The organism is Bacillus sp. FSL R12-0074, from assembly GCF_038005725.1.
Classification (GTDB): domain Bacteria; phylum Bacillota; class Bacilli; order Bacillales; family Bacillaceae_G; genus Bacillus_A; species Bacillus_A mycoides.
In genome coordinates this window covers 2316292-2330584 of the sequence record NZ_JBBOTR010000001.1, presented here as the reverse complement: position 1 = coordinate 2330584, position 14293 = coordinate 2316292, and the positions used below count along the sequence as shown (strand labels likewise).

At 34.2% G+C, this 14293-nt stretch carries 15 protein-coding genes and 1 pseudogene; 6 read left to right on the top strand and 10 right to left on the bottom strand.

The genetic code is table 11. The features are described 5' to 3' along the window. Positions 1-13 precede the first annotated feature (13 nt). From NSS97_RS12195 to NSS97_RS12175, 5 genes are all read right to left on the bottom strand, one after another. Positions 14-517: a GNAT family N-acetyltransferase gene (locus NSS97_RS12195; RefSeq protein ID WP_107887506.1), complete on the bottom strand. Its 504-nt coding sequence runs from the start codon at positions 515-517 to the stop codon at positions 14-16. Positions 518-671: 154 nt separating this feature from the next. Then, positions 672-1142, bottom strand: a complete 471-nt coding sequence (locus tag NSS97_RS12190) for a DMT family transporter (RefSeq protein ID WP_085311005.1) — start codon at positions 1140-1142, stop codon at positions 672-674. Between the two features lie 19 nt (positions 1143-1161). Then, positions 1162-1854, bottom strand: a complete 693-nt coding sequence (locus NSS97_RS12185) for a cyclic nucleotide-binding domain-containing protein (protein WP_107887505.1) — start codon at positions 1852-1854, stop codon at positions 1162-1164. An 18-nt stretch (positions 1855-1872) separates the two neighbouring features. Next, the gene (locus tag NSS97_RS12180) at positions 1873-2298 is read right to left on the bottom strand and encodes a DMT family transporter (RefSeq protein WP_107887504.1); all 426 of its coding nucleotides are present in this window, start codon (positions 2296-2298) and stop codon (positions 1873-1875) included. Positions 2299-2479: 181 nt separating this feature from the next. After that, positions 2480-2965 (bottom strand): DUF2798 domain-containing protein, encoded by a 486-nt coding sequence (locus NSS97_RS12175; RefSeq protein WP_107887503.1) that lies wholly within the window; start codon positions 2963-2965, stop codon positions 2480-2482. Positions 2966-3194: 229 nt separating this feature from the next. Between NSS97_RS12175 and NSS97_RS12170 the strand changes: the two genes are divergently transcribed. The 3 genes from NSS97_RS12170 to NSS97_RS12160 all read left to right on the top strand — a co-directional run bounded on the left by NSS97_RS12170 (position 3195) and on the right by NSS97_RS12160 (position 5559). Further along, on the top strand, positions 3195-3797 hold the full coding sequence (locus NSS97_RS12170; protein WP_078422461.1) for a DUF2441 domain-containing protein: 603 nt from the start codon (positions 3195-3197) through the stop codon (positions 3795-3797). A gap of 33 nt (positions 3798-3830) precedes the next feature. Next, on the top strand, positions 3831-4772 hold the full coding sequence (locus NSS97_RS12165) for a nucleoside hydrolase (protein WP_107887502.1): 942 nt from the start codon (positions 3831-3833) through the stop codon (positions 4770-4772). A 136-nt stretch (positions 4773-4908) separates the two neighbouring features. Beyond that, positions 4909-5559, top strand: coding sequence for an SMI1/KNR4 family protein (locus NSS97_RS12160; protein ID WP_088265786.1), 651 nt, complete (start codon positions 4909-4911; stop codon positions 5557-5559). A gap of 97 nt (positions 5560-5656) precedes the next feature. Here NSS97_RS12160 and NSS97_RS12155 read toward each other — a convergent pair whose 3' ends face one another. Together NSS97_RS12155 and NSS97_RS12150 are read right to left on the bottom strand one after the other, a co-directional pair. Then, a complete protein-coding gene (locus NSS97_RS12155; RefSeq protein ID WP_107887501.1) occupies positions 5657-6538 on the bottom strand; it encodes an MBL fold metallo-hydrolase in 882 nt (293 codons plus the stop codon). A 376-nt stretch (positions 6539-6914) separates the two neighbouring features. Next, complete coding sequence (locus NSS97_RS12150; protein ID WP_107887500.1) at positions 6915-8228, bottom strand: CNNM domain-containing protein; 1314 nt, start codon at positions 8226-8228, stop codon at positions 6915-6917. A 473-nt stretch (positions 8229-8701) separates the two neighbouring features. Between NSS97_RS12150 and NSS97_RS12145 the strand changes: the two are divergent. Next, positions 8702-8803, top strand: a pseudogene (locus NSS97_RS12145) (ArsR/SmtB family transcription factor); the annotation flags it as partial. An 11-nt stretch (positions 8804-8814) separates the two neighbouring features. On the opposite strand, the gene NSS97_RS12140 reads toward NSS97_RS12145, so the two are convergent. Together NSS97_RS12140 and NSS97_RS12135 are read right to left on the bottom strand one after the other, a co-directional pair. Beyond that, a complete protein-coding gene (locus NSS97_RS12140) occupies positions 8815-9513 on the bottom strand; it encodes a DUF7003 family protein (RefSeq protein ID WP_341112641.1) in 699 nt (232 codons plus the stop codon). A 318-nt stretch (positions 9514-9831) separates the two neighbouring features. Further along, on the bottom strand, positions 9832-10584 hold the full coding sequence (locus NSS97_RS12135) for a methyltransferase domain-containing protein (protein WP_107887499.1): 753 nt from the start codon (positions 10582-10584) through the stop codon (positions 9832-9834). Positions 10585-10725: 141 nt separating this feature from the next. Here NSS97_RS12135 and NSS97_RS12130 point away from each other — a divergent pair, with 141 nt between their 5' ends. Both NSS97_RS12130 and NSS97_RS12125 read left to right on the top strand, forming a co-directional pair. Continuing rightward, positions 10726-11463: a ZIP family metal transporter gene (locus tag NSS97_RS12130; protein WP_107887554.1), complete on the top strand. Its 738-nt coding sequence runs from the start codon at positions 10726-10728 to the stop codon at positions 11461-11463. 82 nt (positions 11464-11545) lie between these two features. Beyond that, a complete protein-coding gene (locus NSS97_RS12125; RefSeq protein ID WP_341112637.1) occupies positions 11546-13246 on the top strand; it encodes a pyruvate oxidase in 1701 nt (566 codons plus the stop codon). A 45-nt stretch (positions 13247-13291) separates the two neighbouring features. Here the strand turns inward: NSS97_RS12125 and NSS97_RS12120 are convergent, their stop codons facing one another. Beyond that, the gene (locus NSS97_RS12120) at positions 13292-14293 is read right to left on the bottom strand and encodes an ABC transporter permease (protein ID WP_044439724.1); all 1002 of its coding nucleotides are present in this window, start codon (positions 14291-14293) and stop codon (positions 13292-13294) included.

The following is a 14293-nucleotide window of genomic DNA, read 5'->3' as shown; positions in this document are numbered from 1 at the left end:
AGGTCCGGGATTTCTAAAGGTCGCGTACGTTCCAAACAATCTCACCGCGCTCGTCCCACGTACTGTGATGCCTCTTAAATCCTATCTTTTCTAACACCCGGAAGGACGCAACATTCCAAGCGCCTACAGTCGACCAAAGTCTGTGGCGCCCCGTAGCAATCGCAGCGTCCAGCACAACAGATGCTGCCTCAGTCGCATAGCCTTTGCCATGAGCACTGCGGAACAACTCGTATGCGATCTCCGGCTCTTCCAGTGTGGAACGACCGATAATCAAGCCACAGTATCCGATGAAATCACCTTCGTCTCGTCGGCGAATAGTGAGAAGGGAAATGCCATTTTCGCCTGCTCTCTTACGCATCTCGATAAGCTTGCTACGAACGGCGTCAAGGGGTGGCATATCCACACCACGTTCGCCAATTAATTTTCTCATCCAGACTGAATCGGATTCCTCCCACATACTCAGATCAAGTCGTTCAGTTTTCAGCTGGAACTCCATAGCTTTAAATAAAGCTGTCATAGTGGAAACCTCCTAGTTATGTCACTGCACTCATAATATAATGTACACCATCTTCCAACATGTACTGAATCATTTATTTTCTCTCCTTATCGCTCATTTACTACCACCTAAATGTATATGTTCTAATTATTAACACCTTTTTCCTTTAAATTCTTTAGGCCCTATCCTCATTTATAGTAATAGCTTTCTTATTCGAAAAAAGATTTTTAAAAATTCCTACCCCTACAATTAATAGACCTATACCAATTAATTTATTTATTTGTATAGGTACTCTCTCCATTCCAAACAATCCAAATGTATCAACACATAATGCAACAACTAATTGAGTAATAAGGCTAATGAGCACCGTATAAGCTGGACCTAAACTCTTTATTGCACCCATTATACAAATAATTAATCCGATACCAAACAATCCACTTATATAAAATAAATAATTTGCAGTATAAAAGTTAACGCTTATACTTTTCTCTGTAATGATATGAAATAAAACAGAACTTATGAGACCTATTCCAAGAACACATGCAGTTGTTAACCACTGTCCTACAATTTCATTCACTTTCGTATTAAAAACAGATTGTAAGCTAATTAATATTCCAGCTAATATAGCTAAACTAAATCCAATCATAACCCTTCTCTCCCTTTCACTACTCATATATATTATCTTTAGCAACTTCATTCATTCTAGAAAAATCTTTAATTACAATAACTCCATTATTCTTTTCAATTAATTTTTCACTATAAAATTTTTGTAAAACTCGAATTACATGCCTATAACTTACACCTATAAAATCTGCAATACTTGATACAGAAGTTGAATCTAAATCCTCTTTATACATATTCCCATTACTATCCGTTGAAATCGAAAGTAAATAACTAGCTACACGTACTTCTACTGGATAAAGTAAATTTAGAGCTGTAAAACGAGTCGATATTTTTAACGTGTTCGCAATGTTTTCAAGCAAGAACTTCATAAATATAGGATCATGTAATAACTTATTTCTAATAACTGTATTAGAAATGGAGATTGCTACAACATCTGAACAAGCTTCAACAACATTATGTGCTTTGCTATTTTGTATTAATTCAATATCACCAACAATTGCTAATGGATTGATAAAGCGAAGGATTAGTTTCTTTCCTTCTGGTGTAATCGTGTAAACTTTTACTTTTCCTTTAATAACAAAATATAAACGATGAATTTCATCATCTTTATCGCAAATAAGCTTGCCTTTTTCAAAATGATTTACTTGAAAATTGTCAGTACTTATTCCTGAAAAAATTTCAAGTATATTATAAGCTTTCAAATATTGAATAATTAAGTCTGATTTATTATCCACTTACAGTCCCTTCTTTCCTTACATATTAAACACAAAAATACCTAAAATCATTACTATTGTCCCCACAATATGGTATCTCTCCATTTGTATCTTTTTTATATGAAATAATCCTTTCATTTCAATAACAGTAGCTGTTAATAATTGAGCAACCATAAGTGTTCCAGCTGTTAATGTAACTCCCATTGAATATATCGCCATTGTTTCCGCACAAATAATCAACCCACCAAGTACGCCAGCTGCTAAATATACTTTTTTTACACCCTTTAAATCCGTTACTTTCTCTTCTTTCTTTAACAAAAATATAGTTGTTGCAATAAGAAACCCAATTAAATGCGTCATAATACTCGTCGACCATATACCGATATCTGAACTAAGTTTCGCATTAAACGTACCTTGAAGTGTAATGAATACTCCTCCAAAAACTGAAAGTAAAATACCTTTCAAAAAAATCATCTCCTAATCTTCTATCTATGATTTAATTAAAAGCTACAATACTACAACGACAAAAGGACAAATGTCACATCGATATGAAAATAATTAGTAATGTACACGAAAAAACACATCTCAAAATATGTGAGATGTGTTTAAAATATTTAATCCATATATAATATTTTAGTAATTAAAACTACGCTACATTAACAGCCTTATTCTTCAAAACAAACTTTCCAAATAAGAAACGTACAAGAGGTCCCATTATTATTAATTGAAGTGGGTACGCCATAATGAAATTTTTAATGAAAATCGAGAAATACATTGAAGCGAATGAGTCACCATGTAACCCATTATGTAAATACATCATAGCCATTCCGTAAAATGACATAAAGAATACCATTCCGATTACCATTGTTGTTGCCATCGCAATAATCATGTTTACTTTTTTTGATTTATCAAATGGTAATGCAAATACAATCTTTTTCGCACACGGTCCAACGATACATATTTCAATTAATAGCGCAATAATAAATCCAATTATTAGTTCTAATGCGATTTCCTTAATATGAATTGGTCCTCCTGCTCCATTCATTAATAAATTGTAAAACGTCATAACGATAACCATCCCGAGGCACATCATCATACCAAATTGGAGGTTTTCCTTTCTTGTTGTTGGCAATTTTCATCACCCCTTCTCTTTGAGTCTTTGTCATTATATCGATATTGGAAACTCCTTCGTAAGTGAACATTTTGTGAACATTTTTAAAGCGTTTACGTGCATTTCTTCCACTCTTCACTCCAATCCTCCCACTTTATAACTTTTTACTTACAAAGGTTTTATATATTTTGATGTTGAATTATTAAATTTAATATTGAATTATATGATAATTACTACTAGGAGGATAACCGTGAATAAAGCAGAATTTTACGCATATCACATCGTTACAAGGAAAACAATGAGTATCGGACAAATCATTCACTTTGACAAAAATCAAACTAATACCCTCTATCACTTCTTTTTTGAAAGAGAACAATTAAATTCTAATGATGAAGACTCCATTCAAATTTTAAAAAGGCATTATATCAATGAGGAATTACATATAAATAATGAAAATGCTAAAGTAGTTCTGAATTATATAGATCAAACAATTAGAGCGGTTAGAGAAACTATTGTAGAAATGGTTAGACTGCAAGAATTTCCTGAATATCCCTCAAGGTTGTCTTGCTTATATGCTTCCAAAAGCTATGAGGATGCTTTGAAATGGAAAGCGCTATTTGATTCTTATAATCGAGAAGTTTTGCAGATTGTTAAACTACGAGTAATCGGAAGTTCTTTTGAAGGTGATGGAAACCTTTTGCCGAAAGAAGATGGTATTCCTTTCGCTCAAAAAATGGAACAAGCTAGAGAGTATTGGAAAGGAAACGTTAGAAATGAACTTCCTGAGTTACTGATTAATGGGAGAATTGAAGTGGTGGAAATTATTGATGATTTTTCATCAATTAAAATTTAATTCCTGGTTAAATTTTAAAGAATGGAGATTAAAATGATGAAAAAAGTGTACTTCAATCATGATGGTGGTGTAGATGATTTAATATCACTATTTTTACTACTCCAGATGGAAAATATAGAACTTACAGGTGTTTCAGTTATTCCTGCAGATTGTTATTTAGAACCAGCAATGTCTGCCAGTCGTAAAATTATAGATCGCTTCGGCAAAAATAATATTGAGGTAGCAGCGTCCAACTCTCGTGGAAAAAACCCATTTCCAAAAGAATGGCGGATGCATGCATTTTATGTAGATGCTTTACCAATTTTAAATGAGTTTGGGAAAGTTGTTACACCTGCATCAAAAAAACCTGCACATCATCATATAATAGAGACTCTTCTACAAACTGATGGAAAAACAACTTTATTATTTACAGGGCCCCTGACTGACCTTGCTCGTGCACTATATGAATCTCCAATAATCGAAGATAAAATTGAACGTCTCGTTTGGATGGGCGGTACATTTCGTACTGCAGGCAATGTACATGAGCCAGAACATGACGGAACAGCCGAGTGGAATTCATTTTGGGATCCCGAAGCAGTAGCTTGTGTTTGGAATGCTAATATAATCATTGATTTAGTAACTCTAGAAAGTACAAACCAGGTTCCGCTAACTATAGACATACGTGAACAGTGGGCAAAAGAGCGTAAGTATATTGGTGTTGATTTCCTTGGTCAATGCTATGCAATGGTTCCCCCTCTCGTTCACTTCTCAACGAACTCTACTTACTATTTGTGGGATGTATTAACTGCTGCGTTTGTTGGGAAAGCTGATCTTGCAAAAACAAAAACGATTGCTAGTATCGTTCATACATACGGACCCAGCCAAGGACGTACAGTGGAAACTGCTAACGGAAGACCAGTAAATGTCATTTATGATGTAAAACGTGATGCATTCTTTGAATATATTACCGAATTAGCTAAAAAAGCTGCTACTTGAAACCTCAATTTTACGAAAAATAACTTTTAAGATTACAATACATATATTCTGAGAAATCACTCCTAAAAGTTAGAAACCCAAACGAAAAGTATATTAAGAATGATATACTTTAATTAATATAACATGGGGTGATATGATGGATTACGAGTTACTAAAAGAAAGAATAGAAATAATAACTTCTAGAATTAAAGAAATAGGCGGTGAAGTTCAAGAAGTTTGTATAGATGAACCATCTTCTCTTGAAAAGATAATCCAAGTGGAAAAAAAACTTGGTGTTAAATTACCAAATAGTTTCAAAAAAGTACTTTTAGAGTTTTCAGGAAATTTTAGCTTACGCTGGTTTTTACCTGACGATATGGAGCTACCAAATGAATTTCGTGAAATTTTTTGCGGAACACCCCACTGGAGTTTAGAAAGTCTTTCTGAGTTTGAAAAAGAACGAAAAGACTGGATTGACACGGTTTTTCCAAATCCTGAAGATGAATATGATATAGTGTGGCATAATAAATTAGCATTTTGTGAAGTGGGCAATGGGGATTATTTAGCATTTGATATGCAAGATAATATAGATGCTCCGATAATTTACCTAAGTCACGAGGATGGAGAAGGACATGGATATAAGATTGCGAATAATTTCATTGAATTCATTGATAATTGGTCAAGAATAGCTTTTGTAGGATGCGAGGATTGGCAGTGGCTACCGTTCACAACCAGTCTTGAAAGTGGTGTAAACCCAGATGATGAGCCAGCAAAAAGATTTAGAAATTGGTTGGGACTGGATATTTAATTATTAAAAAGAGTATTGAATTAACTTTCAATACTCTTTTTGTACAGTTTAATTATATTCAAATCAGAATAAGCTTCAATCTGATTTGAGTTAGGTTTTACAGATTAACCATTTCATAACCATTTACAAAGTACGTTATTGTTTCTAGCTCATCTTCATTTAATTCTCTATCTAGTTCTTGTTTATATGCTGCCTTTATCTTCTCTTCATCGCCTTTATGAGTTTCCGTATAAGTTCCTACTGTTTTTAGCAAATGAATTTCTTGTGAAAACTCATCCCGATTTATAGCTGTCCCATGGGAAAGAATATAGGTCTCGGCATCAAATTTCTCTAACTCTTGTATCAGTTTAAACGTTCGTTTCGTTGTATAGTTCCGCTTTGCAGAAAAGATATCTGCATATATACAGTCTCCTAAAAACAAAATCTTTTCTTCTTTAATATAAATAACAACAGAGTCATGTGAATGGTCTCCGCCCACATGCTCTAACACACATGTCACATCACCAAGGTCTAATTCAAGTTGTTTCTGAAAGGTTAAGGACGGCGGAAGAATTTGAATATTTCTTGGTTTTTCACTGAACTCTTTTTTTATACAGTCCGCACAAAATTCAATTTCTGTACCTTCTTTCACTCGTGCGTCCAATGCCTCATCCGACCACTCATAAGAAACAAGTGTGTTCATCTCTTTTTTTGTTTCAAAATGTGCGATAGACAATGCATTTTGTAATACAGGCAATCCAAAAATATGATCCCAGTGCCAATGCGTTAATGCTACAAAATCAGGATTTGAGATATTTTGCTCTTTTAGCATTTCTAAAAACAATTGTGTATGTGCTTCTGAATTACCTGCATCTATCATCAAAGTCTTTTCTTTTCCAACTACCATTCCTAAGATAGGTCTATCAGTCTCGGAAACAGGTGTCATATACCAAAATGAGTTTCCTATTTTTTTAATTTGCTGCATAACTATTGCCTCCATTTTATGAGTGTGTAACAATTTCCAGCCGAGAAAATTCTTTATTTTGTATTTTGATTACTATTAAATAACAATGTCAGAAATAAAATCATTCTACATTTTTTATTATCTAGTGAAATACAAATACTAATTTTGACAAGGGCATCCTTTCTCAACATTTGTTGCTTTTAATCTATTTTACGCTACGAATTTACATGTAAATTATATTACAATTTGTATAAATGAGATACATTTTACAATATCGAAGGGGTGTTGAACCTGGAATGCAAAGGAAACAATCATTCCCTATTTCGGTAATGTGTTAACAGGTAAAGAGTTGATCAATCAATGAATTTAATGAGGATGGCTACCATGTTATCAGCTGAATAAAAAGCAGCAACTATACAGTTGCTGCTTCCAACATTTCTTTTTGTATTTCAACACGTTTGATTTGGTGAGGGTCTTTAGAAAGAATTTTAAATACATATCCTTCGCTATTTACTGTTTGCCCTTCTTGGATATCATAATTCTGCATCAGAATCCAACCACCAATCGTGTCAACATCACTATCATTCATATGTAATCCTAGTAAATCATTTAATTCGCTAATTAATACTTTACCTTCTACGACAACATGACCTTCATTCATTTGCTGGATGGGCGGACGCTCATCTTCATCATATTCATCACGGATTTCTCCTACAATCTCTTCCAGTATATCCTCAATGGTTACAATACCAGCCGTACCGCCGTATTCATCATATAACACAGCCAACGGAATACGTTTCTTTTGCATTTGTAGTAAAAGATTATGTATTGGTATGGTCTCAATTACTTCAATTACTGGACGCGTATACGATTGAATAGAATTGAATTCTTTTGTTTCCTTATTCATATAACGAATAAAGAAGTCTTTCACATTCACCATGCCAATGATTTCATCTTTATCTTCCCCAAATACTGGGTAACGTGTATACTTTTCATCACGGATTATTTTCATATGGTCTGCTAAAGAATTATCTACATGTAACCCTATAATTTCTGTACGGGGGACCATGATTTCTTTCGCAATACGATTATCAAATTCAAAAATATTATTTACATATTTGTATTCAGCTTGATTAATTTCTCCACGTTCATAACTTTCAGAAAGAATCAATCGTAATTCTTCTTCTGTATGTGCTACATCATGCTCTGATGCAGGTTTTAAGCCGAACATTCCTGTTATCATCCTTGCAGAGCCATTTAACAAGCGAATAAACGGATACATGATTTTGTAGAACCAGATAAGCGGAGCCGAAAGTAATAAAGTAACCTTCTCAGCCTTTTGAATCGCGAATGTTTTTGGTGCTAATTCACCAACTACAACATGTAAGTACGTCATAATAGTAAAAGCAATTCCTAAAGATAATACACCTGCAATGGAAGGATTGATGTTCCACTTATCAAATAAAGGATGTAAAAGTCTCTCAATCGTTGGTTCACCTAGTGCCCCGAGTCCCATTGCTGTAACTGTAATCCCTAATTGACAAGCTGACAAATACTCATCCAAGTTTGATGTCACTTTCTTAGCTGCCAGCGCACCCTTCTTTCCTTCTAATACAATTTGATCAATCTTTGATCCTCTTACTTTTACAATAGCAAACTCAATTGCTACGAAAAATGCAGTACATGCGATTAAAACCACTACCATGATTAAATTAAATATGTCCAACTAATTCCCTTAGCTTCCTTGAAACTAAAGGATTCACCTCCTGATATATTTTCTCTTTCCAGACCTACTTCATACACATTGACATGAGATTGTATAAAATCTACATTCTCAAAATGATGAGGGGTACTCTGAGAAAATCGAGGTCATTTAGCCACCTATCCGAGTCAACATCTGAGTCCAATACATTTCCACCGCCTTGATTAAATTATCTATATGTTAGCATGAGAAATAAATCCCAGTCAACGTTTACATTTTGTATACCCTGAAATTCAAACAAAAAGCTTCTCTTTCCTGTGACATAAAACCGCTTAATGTGTGCATCAAACACTATAACATTTCCTTCGCTGCCACTAACTATATTATTTTTTTGTTCATTATTTACATTCCTTCTCACATTAAAAATAAAGCGAAGAAACATTTATCAATCTTTTTTTAAAATATTTTGACACACATATTAATAATAACTAATACGATTGTTCAACTCAAATGATTTAGATGTGAAAGCGAAGTTCATACATGGCTTTACCGATAAAATAATGTTACAAATGCTTCAATGTATCATAGGTGGGGAAAAACAGTTTCTTATTTAAATGTCATCCTCTTCTTGTTTTTCAAAATCACTCCATGTCCAATTGGTCCAATCATTATTTACTTTCCCTACAGTTATCAAATTCACATTATTTAATTCAATCGCTTTAGCTAAACTTTGAAAGAATATGCTCTCACTCGGTTTTTGATCATCACTTATATCAGGATGTTCCCATTCTTCTGTTTGATAAAATAGCTTTGGTTTAAATTCTGCATTGGTTTCATCTAATATGTCCGAGGGATTTACCCAGAATTTCTCCTTATATTTAGAAGTTAAAAAACGAATAAGTTTGGTAGGATGAAATGAATCTGTTTCAATTCCTAAACGCTTATACTCTTCTACAGTTGGTGTTAAAGTGATACGTTCTCCTTTCAAAAGTAACTCCATATGAAAAGGATCTACAAGGAAATGATCTTCATCATCGTACCAATATTCTTCATTTACAAGCGTTAAGATTTCATCGAAACATGAAAAGAATCCTTGCTGTCTCATGCTATTACTATACACATAGAAGTTATTCGATATCTCAAGGTTTGCATCAACGCCCACAACCTCAAATATAATGAGCCAGTTGTCTTCCTCTCGAAAAACAGATATTCTGGATTGTGCTAAGTCAAAATTATAGTTATCAAGTACTGGAAAATCAAACTCCTCCGCGTACCTATCTAGTGTTTCAAGTGTTTTTTCTGCTTTCATAACATTACTCTCCATAAAGTTAGTATAGTAAATTTTTATTACATTCGTTTTTCTTTATTTAACTCATAAACATTATCTAAATACCAGGACATTTTTTTATGTCCCTCTAAACTGGCAACCATCCAGTTTTGTTTATTTGTATATTATATAAAACTCTAATGGCTCAGTAAACAACATTTGATTATGACCTTACCCTTCATTTTCTTTATACACAGTCCCCACCATAGCACTCCACTGCAGCTCCTCTTATTCTTCCTTACAATTAAAACAAAGACACATAGTCTATTGTTAATGTGAAATACAGTTTGATCATTTTTTCTAATAACTTACTATATAACAATCCTCCTGCAACTCATTCCCCTCCCAATCATTGTATATCTGTAACAATTCAAACCCATTCGCTACAAGTAATCTTTCTAATTCTTGCGGATACGTATACCGAAGATCTATTGTTGTTTTCAGTTCCTCTACTAGCGTATCCTCCTCATAAAACCTTCTTGTTGTTATGTAGTGCTGTATTTGTTGAATTGAATCATAATTCATCTCAGTATATAAATCACATCTTCTTCCCTTTTCATCTGTAATAGTTGTCCAATATTCTTCTGTAGGTGGTTGTATTAATTCTTCCTTTGACGGAAAACGTGTATCAAATATGAATATACCATTATCAGTTATTACATTATGAATCGATGCTAATAATTGATTTTGATGTGTATTAGTAAGAAAATGTTGGAATCCATGTCCTACCATAAATGCTAACGGAATTGTTTCTTCGACGCTCAATTGCAAGCAGTCTTGCTGTAACCACTTTATATTCTTTAAACTCGCAGATTTACTCTTCGCTTCAGCAAGCATTCCTTCATGTATATCTATACCAATCATTTGATACCCTTTTTCGATAAAAGGAATAGTGACTCTCCCTGTTCCACATGCAATATCTAAAATCCATTCATTTTGTATATTTATTTTTTGCGCCCATGATAGTAAAAACGGAAAATCTGAAAAACTTTTATTTTCTATATCATATCGTTTTGGATTTTCATATTCAGATAAATTCCATTTTGTTTGCACTTACATTCCCCATTTCATTTTAATATATAAATTATAATGAATTTACAGTTTTTTCTCTATAATTAGTCATAATAATTTGGACTAATCTCCCTCCCCCATTAGTAAGCTGAAAACAAGGGGATAGAATTGGAGTGTGATGATATGGAACGTTTATGGATTCCTATAATCGTTACGTTTTTTTCGTTCGGTGGATTACTATTAGGAGGTGCTGTTGGAGTAGCAACACGCCAACTAATTGAAGAAAAGATGCATCGCTTATACGCATTATGTGGTGGGGGTTTACTTGGGCTTTTATCACTTGAAATTATTCCTGAAACATTTTCAAGCTATGACATAATAGGTCCTATACTTGGGATAGCTATCGGTATTTTAGTTATGAGCTTATTAGATAACTATTGTCATCATCCGATTATACATAAGAAAGATCAACAAGCATGGCAAACCTTCCTTTTTCTTTCTTTTGCTATATTCATTCATAATATGCCGAGTGGGTTTGCGTTAGGTACAGCTTTTATAAATCATAATGACTCTGCCATTCCTTTCTTACTTGCGATTGTCATTCACCATATTCCAGAAGGGTTAGCTTTAATTATTCCATTTCTTTTTACAAAACATAAATACATTTCATTTTTATTAACAACTTTATTACTTTCTCTTATCCTAGGGACCGGTACTGTTTTTGGCATTATGATGGACGGGAAAGCTCTCCATTTACAAGGACTTATTATGGGAAGCGCAATTGGTTCTCTTGGCTATGTCACAATTCACGAAATGCTTTGGAAAGCAAAAAAACAGCTACCTTTCCTTCCGTTTCTATCGTGGTCTATTAGTGGATTTTTACTAATAACAGCCTTCACTTTTTTCACTGGACATCATTAAAACAAATAAGTTATATCATTTGTATATTTTCCCTTTTTCTCCAAAACATAATAGTATCTACCTATTATAAGGAGGAACGATTATGTTTGGAAAAACAGCCGGTGAAGCATTAGTGGATCTTTTAATTGACTGGGGTGTAGAACACATATATGGTATGCCTGGAGATTCCATTAATTCTATTATTGAAGCTTTAAGAAAAAAACAAGAGAAAATTAAATTTATTCAAGTTCGCCATGAAGAAGCTGGCGCATTAGCAGCGGCAGCCTATGCGAAATTAACAGGAAAACTTGGTGTTTGTATGGCTATTGCAGGACCTGGAGCGATTCATTTATTAAATGGTTTATACGATGCAAAACTCGATCAAGCTCCTGTACTAGCAATTTCAGGACAAGTAGAAAGCGATTTACTCGGAACGGATTTTTTCCAAGAAGTAAACTTAGAAAGAATGTTTGATGATGTTGCGGTTTATAACCAACGAATAATGTCAGCTGAACAGTTACCTGCTGTAGTGAATCAAGCGATTCGAATGGCATATACAAAAAAAGGTGTCTCTGTTCTTACAATTCCAGATGATGTTCCAAAATTTGAAGTGAAAAATGGTGCGCGCATTACAAACTCTTCCTTTACATTACCAGAAATATTTCCGCAAGAAGAAGATTTAGCTGTAGCGAAACTCGCACTTAATGAAGCGAAAAAACCTGTTATTTTAGCCGGGAAAGGAGCTAAACATGCGAGAGAGTCTTTACTTGCATTTGCAGAACATATCGGTGCTCCAATCGTACTTACATTACCAGCTAAAGGGATTGTTCCTGATGAACACCCTCTTTGTATCGGTGGATTAGGATTAATCGGGACGAAACCTTCTTATGAAGCAATGAAGCATGCAGATACTTTAATTATGGTTGGTACTTCTTATCCGTTCACTGGTTTCTTACCCGAAAAAGCAAAAACACTTCATATTGATACAGACCCTGCACAAATCGGGAAACGTTATACGACAGATATCGGCTTAGCTGGTGATGCTGATAAAACATTAAAATGGTTAATTGAAAATGTAGAAAAACACGAGGATCATTCCTTCTTAGAGCATCATCAAGAAATGATGAAAAAGTGGGAAGAAAAATTACACATTCAAGAAGAAGATTCTTCTACTCCAATTAAACCACAACGAGTTATGCATGCACTGCAGAAAGTAGCAGAAGATGACGCAATTCTTTCAGTCGATGTCGGAAATGTAACAGTATGGACTGCAAGGCACTTCCGTATGACAAACCAGAAATTTATCATTTCTAGTTGGCTTGCAACACTTGGCTGTGGTTTACCTGGTGCACTTGCTGGACAAATTGCTTTCCCGGATAAACAAGTGTTTGCAGTTTGTGGTGACGGCGGATTTGGAATGACAATGAATGATTTCGTAACAGCTGTTAAATATAAACTACCAATTGTTGTCGTTGTATTAAACAATAATAAAATCGCAATGATTAAATTCGAACAAGAAGTTATGGGAAATATTGAATTTGGTACAGACTTAACGAATCCTGATTTTGCAAAATACGCAGAGGCTTGCGGTGGTATTGGATATCGAGTTGAAAATTTAGATGAACTACTCCCCGCTTTTGAAAACGCAGTAAAACAAAATAAACCATGTATTATTGATGTAGTAGTAGATGTAAATGAAGCACCAATGCCAGCAAAAATCACATTTGGTCAAGCAGCTGGTTATACGAAACATATGATAAAAGAATTATTTGAAGAAGGTAAAATTGATTTACCTCCACTTTAAACGAAAAAAGATAGCTGAAAACAATTTGTCTTCAGCTACCTTTCTTTATTTTTGTACCTCTTTATAGAAAGAAAAATCATTCATAGTAGGTTGTATTTGTTTCTCCACTTTCACTTCTTCCGTCTTCCGATTCGCTTTTCTAACATTTCCTAGCTTAATCGCATCTTGCATACTATTACTAATCAGATTTCCCGACAATATTGTCATACTATAAAAAGCAATTGGTATAAGTACAATCCATGTATGTGTAGTTAAGTGACGGAAATTTTGTCCGATTAAACCTGTCCACTCTTTTGTTACACTATCTGCCTCTGTACCAAAAATTATTGTCCCGCCAAAAAACAATTCCAACAAACCAAGATGCAAGAGGAGTAATAAAGTACTTACAAATTGCTGGGCTACTAATAAAAGAAATGATGGTAACATATGCGGCCATACATGGCGTTTCAACCTCTGCCACTTACTTCCGCCGAGCACAGTGGCCGCCAACATAAATTCTTCATTCTTAATACGTTTTACTTCTTGCGCCACATACAACATAACAGTCGGTACAGCAAGGCACGCAAGAACTATAATTTGAAACGCAACCCGTAAATGAAACGGAGCAGCAGCCTCTCCACTTTCGAACATTAAAACTGCATTTAACATAAAATAGGAAATCATAATCATTGGTACAATACTAAACGGATCAAAAAAAGATGAGATAACTGGAAATGAGCGTTTACTGTACATACCAAGTAATAAACCAATAGCTCCTCCAATTACTACACGTAAAACTGCGATAACGATACTTGCACCAACTGTCCATTTCGCTCCTTCTATTATTAACTGGAACAGGTCACGGCCTTTCTCATCAGTTCCAAACCAAAATTTACTCGACGGTGAAAACGGAGCAGCCTCTAATTCTCCTTTTTCGTTATACATCATCGTTAGTTCACGAATATTCCCATCGAAAAACAGCGTATTTCCAATACTAACAATCATTAGTACACTCAAAAAAGTAACACCTAGCCAAAATCTCACATCTCTTTTTACAACTTGCCACAT